We start from the raw sequence: 16371 nt of genomic DNA on the forward strand, positions 1-16371 counted from the left end.
GCAGCGACGGTCACAACAGGCGAAAAAGTGACGGGAAAGAATTAGTTACACTGATTGAAAAAAGTGTGGCTGCTGGCATGGAAATTGAGACAGTCATTGGAGATGCAGCCTATTCAGAAAAGGAAAATATTAAATATAGTAAGACCAACAACATCAAATTAGTTGCTAAATTAAATCCTTCGATTACTCAAGGGAATCGGAAAAAGGAAGATGAATTCAATTTTAATAAAGATGCCGGAATGTATGTGTGTAAAGCAGGTCATATGGCAATTCGGAAGGCCCGACAAGGTAAAAAAGGTCAAGGCAGAAATCAAACAGATACATATCACTTTGACATCGAAAAGTGCAAGAGATGTTTATTTAAAGATGGTTGTTATAAGGAAGGGGCTAAAAATAAAACTTATTCTGTATCTATTAAATCAAATGAACATACAGAACAAGCAAATTTTCAAGAAAGCGATTATTTTAAAGGAAAATCTAAAGAACGATATAAAATTGAAGCTAAAAATAGTGAGCTAAAGCACAGGCACGGGTATGATGTTGCATCATCCTCGGGTCTAATTGGCATGGAATTACAAGGGGCGATGGCCATATTCAGCGTAAATTTGAAAAGGATATTAAAACTAATGGAATAAAAAAACTACATACCCGCATACAAAGGTTAGAAAAAGACGATCTTCATTCGAATAAAGAATGAGGACCGTCTCTTTTATTTGATTACTTAACTACCAGGAAGAAAAACGTAAGTTTTTCAGTGGCCTCCTTAGAGCTCGGGAAGTTTTTTTTTGACTTATAAACGTTAGTTTTGATATCCAAGTCAAAGTCACCATGTGACGCATCCTCCAGCCTCCTACAGAACCGTGCATAAACCTCTCGATTTACACGGCTCGTACCAGCCTTTCTCTTGAAGCCTTACGGCTGCAAGCCGACGCAGAAAGTTGAAAGCTCCTCCCGATTTCTCGGTTGACCAAAACTTCCTTTAAGCTGATACATCCCCTTTGCTCCACTCTCATTACAAGGGCTTCATCACTACTACAGGACGTTCCGTCCCCTTCATGTGCATCGGTACTTTCCCCCTTCGTGGTCTTCACTTATAGAGTTTTCCCTTAACATCACATGAAGTGCGCAAGTGTCAAAATGTAGCTCCGATATCATGGTCTAGCGAAAACCATATCTAAAAATCTGATCCAGAATGACCGGATTACTAAATATAAAATAGCACAAAACAATTATAACAAATGAACCAACGGCTAAACTAAACGTTGCAAAGTAAATATTATCCTTCTTAATACAAGGATACAGAACAATTAATAATGTCCCTAGGCTTAAGGTAATAAGAATTGTAAGTCTTGCGATTAGGTATTCCCACATATAAAACCCTTCTCTCAATCAAATCGGAGCGCAATTTTGCCTATTAACTAATCGAACTCGCCCCCAACGCTCACGGCGGCTTATTCACCTTCGATAATGTGACCCGGAATACCGTCGATTTTGTTGTACGGATGTGTCCTCGAATATGCATCCTGTCCACCCAACACCCTCGGCGGGGATTGCCTTCGTGGAGGTGGCTGAAATTATTGATAAATCACATATCCGGAAGTCATCTATTGCGAAAGAAAAACAGTTGAACAAGTAAAAAATATCATCGAATTTATGCTTTCTAAGGAAAATAATATATTAGCGACTCGAGCTAATGAAAAGATGTACGAAACTGTAAAACATGTCTGTCCAGAGGCCAGATATAACCCTCTCGGAAGGACAATCACCATCAGAAAGAGAGATGAACACGGTTGACCTAGCTGAGATCTTGCATATAATAATTCAGATTGTTACATATTAAATTAACCAAACGTGCTAAAAGGAGGTGATTATACTTAATGCTAAAAGACAGATTTATTGCAGGAGGTATCGCAGGACTTGTGGCAAGCGTTACCTGTGACATTGTGGGGATTATCTATAAATCATTAGGATGGACCGATAGAACTTTTAACGATTACGCGACAATTATACTTACGTATCAAGTTTATTCCAATGAAGGATTCTTTGGTCTAATCCTTTCAATAATTAGCCATGTAGCAGTATGTATAATCCTTGGTGTCATTTTTGCTTATCTGATAAAGTTTACATCCAGTAATTATTTATATATCAAGGGATTAGGTTATAGTTTAGTAATCTGGTTATTACTTAACACATTCGGAACAATACTTAATCTTCCTCTATTCCGAAAAATGCCTTTGAACGTTGCATATGCAACCCTATCTACAGCCCTAATATACGGGTTGATGGTTGCTTTGACTCTAAGGCTTATCGATAAAAAGATGCATATACTGTAGTACTGAAAGGAAACAACATATGCCTGCATATTTTGTATATCCAATATACACAATTGTTATTTTTCTACTTACATACTCAATTGTGCCCAGACAGGAAATACGTTATCTAATACGCTATGGAATTGTTTTCGGTGCTATAACTGACGCCGTAATGGTTATTCTATTTACAAAAATGCTAGGTTTAGGGGGCTATATAAATTTCGGCCCTTTCGCTTTCAAAGGAATTTCCATTTTCCCTCTAATCGCTTGGGCCATGTATTATGTTTTGTATTTATATTTGTTACCGAGAGATAAGCCATGGATTTATATTTTTCCAATTGCGGCAGCCCTTTTTAGTGTCCTCTTTTCAAACATCCTACAGAACCTTGGAATCTTTAAGTGGAATTGGGGAACTACTATTATCCCCTTAATTATTTATCTTTTTTGGCATATAGCTGTTACATGGATATACATAAGAATTAATTCAAAAAGTTAGAAGCAAGCGGCGGACCCAGCTCTTATATAGCTAAGGCCGTTATCTAGATTTGTCTGGTAAAGACTATACCCCCACCGAAGTGAGGGCATAGTCTAAAAGGGAATGTATCATTATTGCCAAATAATTTTACAGTATTAATATTTGTCGATAACGCTAATAAATATCCTAAGCTAAGAAAAGAGGTTCGGGTAACATTTTGGCTCTAACCTCTTTTTGTTAAAGTTCAAAGTTTCTGTTCCAAATTCTTATGACTTCTTTCATAATTAACTGGCTCCGGGGCTTAATTTGAAAAAGGTTTCAATAATTCGTGTTCGTAACCCCCAGAAGTTCTCTTAGCATTCACATGATCTGGAGATCCGAGGGATATTTGCCACCCGTGCTAACTCGATTTATGTCCTTTATTAAAGATATAGTCTCCGATTCAACACCTAAAGGGGAAATTCCAATTCTATAAAGGGTATAATCTCTTTGAAAAAGTTGATGCAATATGATATTGAAACGGTAATTTGTTATCATGGCGGTCTCTAAGGGGTAGCGCCAACAAACGCATAGCAGAAATGGCAAATGGTCAATAATATCGAATTAACTTTGGGGGGAAATTGGATTTAATAATTCAATAACCAGAAGCACTAGCGTCCTTATTAATAGAGAATGCTGGTGCTTTTAGCATAGGATACAAATAACGGTTGGACTTAAAGATGCGTTTTAGCAAACGCATTATTCTTATACTGACTACGATATATCATTAACCAAACATGTCCTTTCCCCGGAATAATGGCTGCTCCAATTTTCCCGAAAATTAGTTGGCTTATTTTTGTTTGCAGTAAAAAACCTAAAAGCGACCTCAGCACTTGAAGGTCGCTTTACTTTACTTTATTTATATTAATTCATCCAACCATTGAAAATACTCATTTTCTAACTGTCCTACGGTAAACTTATTTCTTGCATCCATTAATTCAGGGTTAATTTCGCATTTATCGGCATCACGAAGTAAGATTATTCGCTCAGGTGCGTCCATATGTCTCCCTCCTAAAACATGCTCATATGAACTATGTATGATAACTTTTATAAAACTATTCTCAACTTAAGCAACATCTCTCCTGCTATAGTATACATTTAATAATAAATCGAGCCTCTGGCTAAGTTGAATAACTTCAGGGTCGACAAGTGGTTTATTTGACCCCAAAGTATTTAATTTTCCTCGTAAAATCTCAATCTTCAACTTAGCAATGTGCGACTGTTAAATATCCAAGTAACTTGAGCAGGGAAAGCGAAATTACGTATTCCTTCACACTAAATACATACTTATAAAATCTCTGACTTACATGGTCACATTTCCAGGACAAGTTTCATAGTATGTAATAGATGCAAACCATAAAACATCTCCTTTCTCATCTTATATTGGCTCGATAGCCAAAAATAAAAAACGAGAGGAGATAATATTTATGGCTGGTTTAGGATTCCCTCCTTTTGGTGCTCCTCCATTTAATGCTATTCTGTTTGACACTTTACCGATCGGAGCCCGCATTATAATTGGTACTGATGCAAGCACTTGGGTCGGAAGTTACGGTGGAGTTATTGATGGCGTTGTTTTTGTGACTAACGCTCGGTTATTTTCCAATATTGGTAACCCTGTTGATGGACTTCTGTCGGTAGTGAGAATCCCTGTCAGACAAATAACCTATGTAAGTTATTAAAATGGACCAGCCTCGGTGATGAACCGGGGCTTCTTTACATATTACTAGGGCTAATCTAGTCTCACCTTACCCTTGTACAAAATACACAACTATATTAGAAACTGCAATCAAACCAAATACCAGATCGGCCCACTTTAGCAACTTAATCACTCGGATCTGACTTTTAATGTCCCTTTTTGCCGCACGAATTAGAATCAAACTAATTAAGCCGACCCCGGCTAATTTGAGCTACTGAAGAGAATCACGGTTGATAAAGTAATTTACTATTGGATTCCCTTCCCCTGCTCCTTTGCCGATTGCAAGAATGGTTGTTATATGATCAGCTAAATTTAGAATACAGAAAAATAGTAACAGTTTATATACTTTTTTCAGAGGGGTTGTCCTCTGGTTTCTAGATATTTATCTAGTCAGTTACATACTCTTTAAAGATTTCTTGTAGCCAATAATCCAACCATTTAATACACCTCCATGCTTTTCACTTTTACTCTCCATCTTCAGACATAGTTTCCTTGTGCTTAACTTTTCGAGTGTAATCTTTATTCGATTTGTGAGGACGAGTGCCCGTGTTGAATATGGCTCGGGTTCTTGGTTTACGGACCGATTTCTTTTTCATAGCTTCCTTCACACCATTTCTTTAAAGTGTTCATAGTATTCCCAGTGGAATCATTGAACACCACTCGGATATTTTAAAGGAGTAATCAAATAATACTTCCTAAGCCTAAACCATTCCTATTTGTCTCTCTTAAACTTATAACCCATTCATGTTCCTGAATCAAAGCATTTCTAATATAAGCCTTATTATCTCGCTGGAAATTAGGTATTTTAATATTTAGGAAAGAGTTGTCATGAAATACATTTAGCTCGAATACTGGTTTTACCATTGAATTTATTCTCATAAATTATATTTCTAATTTCAAAGGTTAATTCTTGCATTGGTAATCATCCTTTCTTAATTCCTCTATCTAAAACACTATACCATCCATGCAGATAATAATTTGGTGATGAAATGAATTAGCTCAGTTAATCTTCGGGCCGCCAATACGACCAAAGAATACCTAGAAAATATAAGTCTATGTTTTGCATTTTTCCAGTATGTACCTCACTCGTTACGTCCCCTGTTACTAGTTCTTCGTTACTTGCTAAATACCTCACTATATAAAAACAATAGGCGCCTTATTAAAAGCGTCAATGTTTATCCTTAGTTTATTTAGCCAAGTACGGGGGGCAGAAAGTACTAATTAGCTTACCAGGCACCCATCATGCCGCGACCTCCATTGCTATATGAACCACTGTGACCACCCACGTACGAAAAGCATCTTTTCGTTACGTCCCTTTATTTACAATTTTATACCTTTAACATTATTTTATATCACAACTTAAATCCTCCAACTAGTTCACTTAACTTCCCTGCTAATTCTGCCTGGGCTTGGGCTGAAGCATTTACCTGTTCTACAGCTGTGGTTGCTTGTTCTATACTTGTTGAAATTTCCTCGGAGCTTGATGCCGATTCTTGCGCCGTCGCAGTCACATTTTGAATTGCAGTACTAATTTGATTTATAATTTGGTTCATCGAGTGTGCTGATGCCGCTATTTCCTTTGACATTTCCTCAACAAAGCACGAATCAGTCTCATATTGGGTGCCTATCTGTGCATAGGCTTCGTAATCGGGCCTAACTCTCATTTCAATGAAATTAAGTAATTCCTTAGTATTGACCATTAGATTATTAAAAGCACTTTGGACATTAGATATTACTTGATGAATATTTCCTATGGCCGATTGAGACTGTTCAGCTAGTTTCCGTACTTCTTCAGCAACTACTGCAAAGCCCCGTCCGGCTTCTCCAGCACGAGCCGCCTCAATACTTGCATTAAGGGCTAATAAATTGGTTTGATCGGCAATTCCTCCGATGGCTTCTGCCATGACCTTGATCTCTTCAACAACTTTTGCCTCATCTAAAGCTTGCTTGATTTTAACCTCTTTGTCCTGATAAAGAGCTTCTGCCTCATTGACAGCTCTAGTTCCTCGACTTCTAACTTCACTTGCCCTTTCTTTGATTCCCGTTACATTTTCCTGCCCTTGCTCAGCTTTTTGAGCCAATCTCTTTGTGAATTCTTGAACTTCCGATGTCGAAGCCCCAACTTCTTCGGTACTGACACTTAATTCTTCCGAGCCTTGGGCGATTTGTTCTGTGGTTTGTTGAATAACTTGCATGCTTGCTGAAAGTTCTTCCATATTGGCTGACAGCTCTTCGGAATGTGCATTCATTGTTTGGCAACCGTCTAGAATATGGGACACCATTTCTTTCATATGCCCCATTGCTTTATTAATCGATACACCTAATTGTCCAATTTCATCCTTACCATAAATGTTAAGTTGTTGTGTTAAGTCTCCTTCACCTAAGGCTTCAGCAAGGCGAACGATATTTCTGAGCCTTCGCGTTAGATTTTCAGATAAAAACAATCCAATAACTAAAGCTAATATAATGCTAAATCCTATTAGGACAATCATTACTATTAGGTTTCGCTGATAAATGTTTTGATTGCTGATTTTCCTTTGACTAGCAGCTTGTTCATTTGATGTAATTAAGTCATCCAAAATCTTTAAGGCCTTGTCATTAGCTGTTAATAATTGATCAAAATAAGTTCTAGCCTGCAGACGATTCCCTGTTTCCAGTGATTGCATCATACTATCTCTCTGGTTCCGATAATCTACTTCAGAACTTTTAAATTCATTATAGAGTTTAAGTTCTGTTGGTGTTAGTTTACTTCCAAAACTTTTTTCATAGTTCTGCGTATCCTTGTTATCGGTCTCAGAATCAGATGCTATCTGTTGCTTTATGGCTTGTTGATCAATTCCATTAGTTGAGTAAAAGAACTGAATTACAGATGAACGATTTTCCAAGAAGAGCGTCCGGATTTGGTTGAGGTCTTTAATGGATATAAGGTTATAGGAATAAATTTGAGCTCCATCGCTGTTGATAATACCTAAGTCTCTTACACCGATCAATCCAACCAAGAGCACTAAGCCTGCGAGAACAAGAAAGCCTGCTCGTAATTTTATTTTCCAATTAATGTTGTTCATTGTTTATATTACATCCCCTTTGTACTACTTATGTAATCATACTAATATTCAACACTATGTTCCATGATACTTTATTAAATTGTATTTTCCTACACATTTATATCGATATATTTCGACTAGTTTTTCAAAAGTTATAAGGGACGTAGTTAAATTTTGCTACGCCCCCCTTCAATAATCGTGTTATAAGTTTATTTACTTTAGGTTTCAAGAAGCCTGTTGACATGCAGCTATTGAACTATCTGGTCATCTTGTGACTATGTATGCCACTTCTCAACGTAATTCCTGAGCTTTAATGACTGACCGGATCGCGTCTACAAATCGGTTCCTACATTCTGCATCTTCAACAATTCTGCTTCTCAAAGCATAACTAATTTCTAACTGTACGCCTTTTCCAGTACGTCCCCTATTACAAATATTAGTTGCCCGCTCCCCACGATATTTCTGTTCACAGTCTTTAACAGTAAAACCTCGATTTTGTAATTCTCTCCGGAACAACGTTGCCAATACAGTATCTAACCCGCCTATCATTAAATATTCTTCGGCTAAGTTTTTTAGGCCATGTATTGTTAACACGATATATGCTTCATGAAGGGCTTGAAGCAATGTTGGTTCATCAAAATTGTGGCTTGTAATATGCAGCTTCCTGACTTCTATATCTCTTATTCCCTCAAATAAATACCATGCAAAATCTCCTTTTGCTATCCATTGTGCAATTTCAGAAGTATAAGGCTCAATATTTCCTCCATGTGGAGCAACGACTAAAACTTGATGCCAATTTTGGCTAACCTTTATCCGATAATCCCGATCCTCTTGTTCATGCAACTGTAACTCCCGGAAATTCGAATAAGTATCTGACATTGTTTTCCTCCCATGTTTCTCCAGTAGTCAGAAATGCAGGAGACTAGATTCCTAGATCATCTTTATTAATCTATTGAAAATCTCAAGAAATTTCCTTTCCACGTCAATAAAATCTCTCAAAGAGAAGTCAGGTTCTGTTGTTTTATCTGGAGGGGCATCAAATATTTGAAAGTCCATCAATGCTTCAAATTCATAATGGAGCATGGTATCGTCAACATTTTCTATTTGTTTTAATTCTTCCTCCGATAAGTCATCCAAGCTAAACCTTTCATAAATATCTCTTTGGAGCTTTTCCTAAATGGCAAAATACTCTGGCAAGTTGCGCTTTACCGGCCTGGTCAGATCAGAAATATAGCTTTCGCTGGCATCATGCAAAAGGCATCCAAGTTGTACCCTTTCGAAATACCCTCTGTTTTTGGCTTCTTCATAACAATGAATTGAGTGTTGAGCGACGGAGCCGTTCCCCCCCCACCGTGACCTATCCGTCACTATCTTTTATTAAATAAATAAAGTGCCGTATTTGACAGCATATATTCAATCAAGTATTCTTTCAAAATATATGCTTTCACACCATTGTCCATTCTTATAGATATATTTATTAAAACGCCCAACAAACTGAAAATTATTCTTTATTAATACTATTTGCGATCCTATATTATTGGGTGCTGTCCCAGCCTCTAGCCTATGAAGCTTATGTTTATTGACTGCTTCATCTAAAACGAGTTTTACAGCGCGTGTGGCATATCCCTTTCCCTGATGTTCCTCGCCTATTCTATAGCCTAGTCCAGCCTTATTAAAACTTCCTCTTACTATTGATAATAAATTTATTCTGCCAAGAATCATTCCGGTATGATTCTTTATTAAATACATATATACTAATCCTTTTTCTTGTTCCTCAACTGACTCCTTTATTATTGTATTGAAATTATTTAATTCATAATAGTTATCTCCTCTTGGAAAACCTACTCTCTCAAAAAAAGCCCTATTTTTAATTTCAAATGTAAAAAGTTCCTGTGCATCTGACTCCTCAAGTAGATTGATTATAATATCTGGCATAAAAAACCTCCTTAAGATCGAAGTATCTTACCAATACGCCTTAGTTTATACTATTGGGCAACTCACAAATCCCGAGATATCGAGCATCTAATCTTATATTTTTGTATTAATAAGTCAACCACACTCATTGGACTATTTTTTTACAGGGTGCCTTGCTTTATTTTATATGTAAACCCACCGACAAACTTGAAATAGTAACTAAATTACCCATGAAATATGTTCAGTTAATAATTTCGCCCTTGTTTTTAGCCAATTTTTCGCGCCATTCACGTCGCTCCGTAGTTGTCAGTTTCGGCCACTCTGTTTCTTCACCAATAATTCTTAAAGGTTCTTGTGAGCGATAAGAACGTGTTAAGTTACCAGGGAATTTTTTGTCAGTAACATTTGGGTCGTTTTCAAATTCACCTGTTGGTTCTATTATATAAACGTGTTCTCTTCCATCTCCATTAGCTAATGCTGCTGCCAGCCCTGCGCCATTGATATTAGCAGTGAAATAAATGTGGTTCATTTTAAGCCCAGATTTGTAATTTGAATTTCCACCCGCTGTCAGTAAATCACCAACCTGCAAATCTGCCTTTGTCCCATGATAAAATGGCCCTTCATCAGAAGGTGCACCTTTATATGAATTTGACAATTCATAATTTCTTTTTGCATTATCTGAATCACACAACTCCTCATAACATTTGGCAATGTTTAAATATAACGTTGAGTATGCACTCTTAACATTATCATCATTGATTTTTAATGCACACTGTAATGATGTTTCCATCCATTTCAATTTATCAGTAATACTCTTTTGTTGACGAGCTAAATGATAAGCTGCAATAAATCTTTCATAGTCGTCTGTTGCTTCGTACCATGCTTTATGAAACATCGTGATTGCGTCTTCAATGTCTCCACTATCTTCCAATCTCATTCCACTCATACAGAGTTTAATAACGACGTTATTTGGATCAAATTTTATATTCAACTGATCTTACCTCCATTTCTTCAAGCCTAATAGTAGCATTAGTTTTATAGTTAAATTTTTTAAATGTATCATAAGCCGGTTTGGGCGTATAATCATCCCGCATAATTCCATATTGATGAAAAAGGTCATCCTTGGAACTATCTGCATCCCTGAGTCCGAAAAGCTCATAATGAGAAATGTTAAGCTCATGTCGCAGATTATAGATTGTTCTAATAACCGTTTCGATCACCTCTGTTTGACGATCATAGTTAAATCCATCGGTTGATCTTCAAATACATCAACATAAAAATTATGGCCGACAAAATCAACAGAATCTATAAATGTTTTATTCCCTACCTTAGCGAGATTTTCCCAAAAGTGCAGGACTGCTGCTGGACTTTCTGGCACAGAGCCAAAGCCAATCTTTATAGGCAGATTTCTCTCCCACACTTCTTTTTTATATTTTTAATAGTTCTGGAAGGGATTATTCAATCACAAATATATATTTACCAATCTTTTTCATGTGTTTTACCACTTTCGCGTAATTATACTAACCATATCTTAACTTAATGCCTTTTTACTTCCAGTTATGTACATTCTCAACTCAGAAAATATTTCTGTAAAAAATGTTTCCCCACACTACTCTCGCAGTATAAAGAAACACATGATTTTTTGGGCCAAGGCCACTACATACAAGGCTATATCACTGGATTTGCGCCATATTTAGTCGTTGTGTTTTGGCAACTAGATGATACAAATACGCAAATCTTTTGAGCTTATTCAAGGGGGGCTTTCTAGGGGGCTGATGGGCATGATTTTATGCATTATCGTCTGATAGGAGCAAGCCTTTAAGCCATACGTATAGTTAAAGTGCGATGAGATAAGCATATCTATAATTTTACTAGATTAAAGGGTAGCTTAACTCAGCCGGGGAACTCATCATGCTTTGCCATATCTCGCTCCGTTTAACCAGATTTCAGCAGTCCAAGTTCCGACAGACTCTGGGCCGTAGCGAGAAGCGCTTCCCTTGGGCTCCTAGGCGCCCAGCCCAGCAGGCGACATGCCTTTTCATTGGACCCGTTTTTGTGTTTGCCAAGTTCCGACAGATTCCCTTTGACCTCAGAATCGAATAGCGCGACCATGCGCATAAGCCAGTTGGGCAGTGGTCGTGTCGGAACCTTGCGGCTGATTTCGCCGGCACCATCCTTAAGAATTTCGGCCATTTGTAGAACGCTCATGAAATCCCCACCGGTAGCCAGAAACCGTTGGCCGCAAGCGGCCTGGTTGGTCATTGCCTTGAGGTGCAAATCAGCCACGTCGCGTACATCGACTGCACCAAACCAGAGATCGGGGCAGCCCGGCATAGAACCTTCCAGCAGACGCTTTATAAGCAAGATCGATGTCGAATAGTCTGGCCCCAGGACTGGTCCGAGAACACCAACCGGATTCACCACAGCCAATTCCAGCCCGCCACCTTCCCGTGCGATGAAATCCCAAGCCTCCCGTTCTGCAATCGTCTTAGCTTTCTGGTAAGGTTGCAAACCTGGTGAGCTAATATCCGTCCAATTCTCTTCAGTGAAGGAAGCGGTCCGCTCCTTGTCACCATACCCGATAGCTGCAAAAGACGAGGTCAGTACTACGCGCTTGACACCATTGTCGCGTGCGGCCCGCAACACACGCAGGGCGCCGTCTCGGGTCGGTGCGATTAGTTCATTCTCATTTTTTGGCACAGTGCTCGGATAAGGTGACGCGACATGGAGCACGTAGTCGCAACCGACCATCGCTTCTGCCCAACCTGAATCAGCATTCAAATCAGCACGAAACATGGTAAGACGCTCACCTACCTCATATGCTCCCCCTTGGCGCAACGTGGCACGCACATCATTTTCACGCGCAAGATCACGAACTGTGGCTCGCGTCTCATGTCCAGCCGCCAATAGCTGGATCAAACAATGGGAACCTACGAACCCCGTACCTCCTGTGACTAAAACTCGTGCCATTTTAATTCCCTCCCATTCCATGCCTTACTAGATCGAGTCAAAGTTATTGAACTCGCTAAGCCCGATATAGATCCAGTGATGATATAAGTCTTAATATCTATAAAGTTATCCAAAACAATCTTCAACATTTTTTACCTCCATTTAATTGCTTGACTAGTCAGTCATAAATAGTCCAAAAAATTATGTAAGCATTCGCCTGATAGCATCGAACGACACTGTACAATGCTTGTCAGCGTTAGCTGGATCATTGATCATGAAATCGATTGTAGCGTCCGCCATCGCATTCACAATGGAAACGATGAACTCTAAAGGGGTATTACACATTGGTCCATTTTCACGGCCTCGCTCCAGGAGTTTACTAATACCTGAAAGGGCATTATTCGCAATCTGACGACTCTCCACTGTGATATCGTCCAATACGCCGAGATGTGTGAGCGCCCGTCGCTTCTCTGGAAATGATGTCGCCCAGCTCAGCCATTGGGACCACACATGGAGCATCTGCCTACGGATGTCGTCTTCGGACGGTAGCCCATCCAAGGCTGCCGCAGCCATCTCTGATTTGAGTTCTATGTAGAGTTGGTTCAATAAGTCAGCCTTAGTCCCGAAGTAGTTGAATAATGATCCATTAGAAACTCCTGCCTCCTTTGCAATAGTTGCCGTGGGTGCGCCCAGCCCCTGAGAGGCTATTACGTGAATCGCTGCCGACATGATTGCACTTCTTTTGTCTTCACTTCTCGGTCTAGCCATGTTCTCCTCCTTTCTTTAAGCTGTATTACCAACATATTATTATAGAGTGTCTAGTCAGTTAATGTTCTATGTCTGTATTTTACAGTAGAGCGGCTAGTCAGTCAACACAAGCATTAACCCTAAAAGAAGCTGAATTCGCCTTTGAAGAATTCTTTCGGGGTTTGTCTCTGAAGATGAAAAACAACAAATTCAAAACTCTGCAACACAGCAAATCATAGACCGCGGCTTAGAAGAATTAGAAAGGTCTTTGCAGCAATAAACTAAAAAAAGCGACCTCAGCACTTTATAAGCTGAAGGTCACTTTGCATATTTATTCATTTAGCAGACAACAACGAAGTTAGGACATTGTCTAATTAAATGAAGTTCTGTCAGGATATATTCAATAATATCGGATATACCAGTTTTTAAACCTATCCTGTTTTCGCTAGCATAAAATGACTGAAAGCTGACGGTATTGCCTGTCCATAAGTTGACGGATATAATGACCATATCTATAGAAAGGAAAAGGATGCCTTTGTTAACGTAAGCCTGCGCCAACAGGTTTACCAAAGGCATCCCCCCAAAAATAGCATGGTTATTGTATCAAATTATGAGCTCATTGAAAACCCTCAAACTGGAGTTTTTTGTTAGGTGTACAGAATCTGTTCCTTGTCCTTGCTGTGGAGAACAATTGAGCGTGATCGGAAGTCGGATGCGGAAAGTAAAGAACAGTAACGCACAACCCAGAGTATTGATCATCCGTAGAATGCGTTGTGTAAACTGTCGGCGAATCCATCATGAGTTACCAGATTGCCTGGTACCCTACAAACGCTATGAATCGGCCTGTATCGAAAGCGTTGTTTCAGATCGCCCTGGTCTTTCCGACGTTGCAGCAGATAATTCAACCTTGTATCGATTACGGTTCTGGTTTGCCGCTATTTACCCGTACTTTCTCAATTGTTTAAATACCATTGCAATTCGTCTTGCACAAGGCCGAGTGAAGGAGCCGTCCGTCCCAACACTTTCTGTACATCAAAAAATCGGATGTTACGTTGAACCGACACCCGGTTGGCTGGCGAGAATTGTCCGCCCTATCGTCAATGCAAATTTATGGATACATACCCGTTTGGCATTTTTGTCCGTAAACACTTGAGTTAGACTGAACAACGAAGTCTGCTTAAGAGAGGTGTTTTCGGATGAATGATCAGAAAAAAGCCGAAGAGATTGCAGCTGCGCGTGTTCAACTTTTGTCCCCCCTCCTCGCAGAGGGACTCGATCCGGCCAAATTACGAGAGCTCAAATACCAAATATGTCTTACCCATGGAATTTCAGAACGGACAATACGGCGATACTTGGAAGTGTATCAGCAAAAGGGATTTGACGGTCTTAAACCTAAAGGAAGAGGCCGAAAGCCAAAAGGGACCATAGCCCCAGGGCTTCTTGAACAAGCGATTATCCTGCGGCGTGAGGTACCTCGCCGGAGCATTGCTCAAATTATTCAGATCCTGGAGTGGGAAGGTAAAGCATCTCCCGGGGAACTCAAACGCTCCACCTTACAGGAAAAACTCACTAAATGTGGTTACAGTAGTCGGCAAATGCAGATGTATGCCAGTACTGGCGTCTCTTCACGGCGGTTTCAAAAGCGTTTTCGTAATCAATTGTGGCAATCGGACATTAAATACGGTCCGTACCTTCCTATCGGGCCAAAGGGGTCCCTAAAACAAGTATATCTTGTCACGTTTATTGATGACGCGACACGATATGTATTACACGGTGCCTTTTATCCCACTCTTGATCAGGTGATCGTAGAAGACTGTTTTCGTATGGCCATTCAAAAGTGGGGATTGCCTCAAGCTGTATACTTTGACAACGGAAAGCAATACAGAAACAAATCGATGACTCGAACGTGCTCTAAACTAGGCATCCGCCTGCTCTATGCCAGGCCGTATGCCGCAGAGTCGAAAGGGAAAGTTGAAAAATTCAATCGGCTTATTGACGCCTTCCTGGCAGAGGTGGCCTTAGAAAAGCCAAAGACCTTGGATCGGCTTAATGACTTATTTCAGGTATGGCTGAGTGAATGCTACCAGAATAAACCGCATACCGCATTGGAAAACAAGATGAGTCCGGAGACGGCTTACCGCAGTGACAAAGAGCCTCTTCGTTTTCCTGATCCGGAGGTTTTGGCGAATGCGTTTTTACACTCAGAGTCTCGAAACGTCGATAAATCCGGATGCATTAACTTTATGGGCAAAAAATATGAAGTTGGACTCTCCTTTATTGGATGTCGTGTGGATGTAATTTATGATCCGGCAGATATTAGCGAACTGACGATTGAGTATGAAGGACACGCTCCCTGGAAAGCCCATGAACTGGTGATCGGAGATCGGGTCGGCAAACGCCCTCAACTGCCGGAGTACCTTCAGTTGCCGAAAACTGAAGGGTCGAGATTACTCGAAGCTGCTGAACAAAAACACCAGGAACGCCGTGAACGTCAAGCACCGGCCCTATCCTTCCGAGCACTTTCGGAAGGAGGGCATAAGTGATGTTCGAAACCTTCTACGGATTCAGCCGGTTACCGTTTTCACGGGATATTCCGACCACTGAACTTTACGAATCGATCCTCTTGGAAGAGACCCTGGGGCGTCTCGAATATGCAGCCAAGCGAAGGTGGTTTGCCGTGGTCACCGGCGACTGTGGAACGGGGAAAACCACAACCATTCGCCGTTATACTCAAACCCTAGACCCCTCAAAGTTTAAAGTGCTATATTTGTCCGACTCCAAACTGACTCCCCGACATTTTTACAGAGGACTGTTAGAACAACTCGGCTTCGAATCAAAGTTTTACCGTGGAGATGCCAAACGTCAGCTGCATCGGGAAATTGAGCTCATGCGGGGGATTCAACATCTGCAGCCTGTGGTAGTGGTTGACGAAGCTCATTTGTTAGATCGAGAAATGTTGGAGGAAGTAAGATTTTTGCTCAACATGAATATGGATGCTGAAAGCCCCATGGCCCTCATCTTGGTCGGACAAAGTGAACTGTGGGATCGTCTTCAGCTTCAGGCATACGCGGCCATTCGTCAACGGATCGATTTGCAGTGTAAATTAACTCACTTTGATCGAGCCGATACTGAGGCCTATATAAAACAACACTTAGGGTATGCAGGTGCCGACCATGACATCTTCTCAGATCAAGC

18 protein-coding genes and 3 pseudogenes are annotated in these 16371 nt (G+C 40.0%); 8 read left to right on the plus strand and 13 right to left on the minus strand.

The features are described 5' to 3' along the window. Positions 1–635, plus strand: a pseudogene (locus tag DEAC_RS21125) (transposase); the annotation flags it as partial. 243 nt (positions 636–878) lie between these two features. On the opposite strand, the gene DEAC_RS23405 reads toward DEAC_RS21125, so the two are convergent. Further along, positions 879–1091 carry a hypothetical protein gene (locus DEAC_RS23405; RefSeq protein ID WP_152671465.1) on the minus strand — a complete coding sequence of 71 codons (213 nt, stop codon included), beginning with the start codon at positions 1089–1091 and terminating at the stop codon, positions 879–881. Between the two features lie 493 nt (positions 1092–1584). On the opposite strand from DEAC_RS23405, the pseudogene DEAC_RS24375 reads away from it, so the two are divergent. From DEAC_RS24375 to DEAC_RS24380, 3 genes and pseudogenes are all read left to right on the plus strand, one after another. Then, positions 1585–1782, plus strand: a pseudogene (locus tag DEAC_RS24375) (nickel pincer cofactor biosynthesis protein LarB); the annotation flags it as partial. Between the two features lie 95 nt (positions 1783–1877). Then, positions 1878–2333, plus strand: coding sequence for a hypothetical protein (locus DEAC_RS21135; RefSeq protein WP_047812079.1), 456 nt, complete (start codon positions 1878–1880; stop codon positions 2331–2333). 940 nt (positions 2334–3273) lie between these two features. Next, a pseudogene (locus tag DEAC_RS24380) lies at positions 3274–3383 on the plus strand (MBL fold metallo-hydrolase); the annotation flags it as partial. Positions 3384–3685: 302 nt separating this feature from the next. Here the strand turns inward: DEAC_RS24380 and DEAC_RS24005 are convergent. Beyond that, positions 3686–3826, minus strand: coding sequence for a hypothetical protein (locus DEAC_RS24005; protein WP_172408201.1), 141 nt, complete (start codon positions 3824–3826; stop codon positions 3686–3688). 66 nt (positions 3827–3892) lie between these two features. After that, a complete protein-coding gene (locus tag DEAC_RS23055) occupies positions 3893–4030 on the minus strand; it encodes an aspartyl-phosphate phosphatase Spo0E family protein (protein ID WP_427846290.1) in 138 nt (45 codons plus the stop codon). A gap of 223 nt (positions 4031–4253) precedes the next feature. Between DEAC_RS23055 and DEAC_RS21145 the strand changes: the two genes are divergently transcribed. Beyond that, positions 4254–4505, plus strand: coding sequence for a hypothetical protein (locus tag DEAC_RS21145; protein ID WP_047812081.1), 252 nt, complete (start codon positions 4254–4256; stop codon positions 4503–4505). A 1369-nt stretch (positions 4506–5874) separates the two neighbouring features. Here the strand turns inward: DEAC_RS21145 and DEAC_RS21155 are convergent. From DEAC_RS21155 to DEAC_RS21195, 10 genes are all read right to left on the minus strand, one after another. Beyond that, positions 5875–7587 (minus strand): methyl-accepting chemotaxis protein, encoded by a 1713-nt coding sequence (locus DEAC_RS21155; protein ID WP_047812083.1) that lies wholly within the window; start codon positions 7585–7587, stop codon positions 5875–5877. A 270-nt stretch (positions 7588–7857) separates the two neighbouring features. Beyond that, on the minus strand, positions 7858–8445 hold the full coding sequence (locus DEAC_RS21160; RefSeq protein WP_047812084.1) for a poly-gamma-glutamate hydrolase family protein: 588 nt from the start codon (positions 8443–8445) through the stop codon (positions 7858–7860). A 51-nt stretch (positions 8446–8496) separates the two neighbouring features. After that, positions 8497–8703 (minus strand): hypothetical protein, encoded by a 207-nt coding sequence (locus DEAC_RS24385; protein ID WP_053006560.1) that lies wholly within the window; start codon positions 8701–8703, stop codon positions 8497–8499. 276 nt (positions 8704–8979) lie between these two features. Beyond that, complete coding sequence (locus tag DEAC_RS21170; RefSeq protein ID WP_047812085.1) at positions 8980–9501, minus strand: GNAT family N-acetyltransferase; 522 nt, start codon at positions 9499–9501, stop codon at positions 8980–8982. Positions 9502–9721: 220 nt separating this feature from the next. Further along, positions 9722–10471: an NAD(+)--rifampin ADP-ribosyltransferase gene (gene arr, locus DEAC_RS21175; RefSeq protein WP_047812086.1), complete on the minus strand. Its 750-nt coding sequence runs from the start codon at positions 10469–10471 to the stop codon at positions 9722–9724. Continuing rightward, a complete protein-coding gene (locus tag DEAC_RS24010; protein WP_053006561.1) occupies positions 10455–10700 on the minus strand; it encodes a hypothetical protein in 246 nt (81 codons plus the stop codon). Before DEAC_RS24010 ends, arr begins: the two co-directional genes overlap by 17 nt. Next, entirely contained in the window at positions 10697–10858 is a 162-nt protein-coding gene (locus DEAC_RS24015; RefSeq protein WP_200903177.1) for a hypothetical protein, read from the minus strand. The genes DEAC_RS24010 and DEAC_RS24015 overlap by 4 nt, the downstream gene beginning before the upstream one ends. A gap of 557 nt (positions 10859–11415) precedes the next feature. Next, positions 11416–12450: an SDR family oxidoreductase gene (locus DEAC_RS21185; protein WP_047812087.1), complete on the minus strand. Its 1035-nt coding sequence runs from the start codon at positions 12448–12450 to the stop codon at positions 11416–11418. Between the two features lie 180 nt (positions 12451–12630). Further along, complete coding sequence (locus DEAC_RS21190; RefSeq protein ID WP_047812088.1) at positions 12631–13197, minus strand: TetR/AcrR family transcriptional regulator; 567 nt, start codon at positions 13195–13197, stop codon at positions 12631–12633. Between the two features lie 318 nt (positions 13198–13515). Next, positions 13516–13746 carry a hypothetical protein gene (locus tag DEAC_RS21195; RefSeq protein WP_047812089.1) on the minus strand — a complete coding sequence of 77 codons (231 nt, stop codon included), beginning with the start codon at positions 13744–13746 and terminating at the stop codon, positions 13516–13518. A gap of 40 nt (positions 13747–13786) precedes the next feature. Here DEAC_RS21195 and DEAC_RS23070 point away from each other — a divergent pair, with 40 nt between their 5' ends. From DEAC_RS23070 to DEAC_RS21205, 3 genes are all read left to right on the plus strand, one after another. Further along, on the plus strand, positions 13787–14329 hold the full coding sequence (locus tag DEAC_RS23070; protein WP_282434473.1) for a DUF6431 domain-containing protein: 543 nt from the start codon (positions 13787–13789) through the stop codon (positions 14327–14329). A gap of 43 nt (positions 14330–14372) precedes the next feature. Then, positions 14373–15719, plus strand: a complete 1347-nt coding sequence (locus DEAC_RS21200) for a DDE-type integrase/transposase/recombinase (protein WP_047812090.1) — start codon at positions 14373–14375, stop codon at positions 15717–15719. Further along, positions 15719–16371, plus strand: a 653-nt coding sequence (locus tag DEAC_RS21205) for an ExeA family protein (RefSeq protein WP_047812091.1), incomplete at its 3' end; no start/stop codon positions are given. The genes DEAC_RS21200 and DEAC_RS21205, both read left to right, overlap by 1 nt.

The organism is Desulfosporosinus acididurans, assembly GCF_001029285.1.
GTDB classification, from domain to species: Bacteria; Bacillota; Desulfitobacteriia; order Desulfitobacteriales; family Desulfitobacteriaceae; genus Desulfosporosinus; species Desulfosporosinus acididurans.

Bases quoted from the DNA above. Each gene is read 5' to 3' on its own strand.
- DEAC_RS21135 (WP_047812079.1), top strand. From the start codon at position 1,878: ATGCTAAAAGACAGATTTATTGCAGGAGGTATCGCAGGACTTGTGGCA.
- DEAC_RS24005 (WP_172408201.1), bottom strand. From the start codon at position 3,826: ATGGACGCACCTGAGCGAATAATCTTACTTCGTGATGCCGATAAATGC.
- DEAC_RS21145 (WP_047812081.1), top strand. From the start codon at position 4,254: ATGGCTGGTTTAGGATTCCCTCCTTTTGGTGCTCCTCCATTTAATGCT.
- DEAC_RS21155 (WP_047812083.1), bottom strand. From the start codon at position 7,587: ATGAACAACATTAATTGGAAAATAAAATTACGAGCAGGCTTTCTTGTT.
- DEAC_RS21160 (WP_047812084.1), bottom strand. From the start codon at position 8,445: ATGTCAGATACTTATTCGAATTTCCGGGAGTTACAGTTGCATGAACAA.
- DEAC_RS21170 (WP_047812085.1), bottom strand. From the start codon at position 9,501: ATGCCAGATATTATAATCAATCTACTTGAGGAGTCAGATGCACAGGAA.
- DEAC_RS21185 (WP_047812087.1), bottom strand. From the start codon at position 12,450: ATGGCACGAGTTTTAGTCACAGGAGGTACGGGGTTCGTAGGTTCCCAT.
- DEAC_RS21190 (WP_047812088.1), bottom strand. From the start codon at position 13,197: ATGGCTAGACCGAGAAGTGAAGACAAAAGAAGTGCAATCATGTCGGCA.
- DEAC_RS23070 (WP_282434473.1), top strand. From the start codon at position 13,787: ATGAGCTCATTGAAAACCCTCAAACTGGAGTTTTTTGTTAGGTGTACA.
- DEAC_RS21200 (WP_047812090.1), top strand. From the start codon at position 14,373: ATGAATGATCAGAAAAAAGCCGAAGAGATTGCAGCTGCGCGTGTTCAA.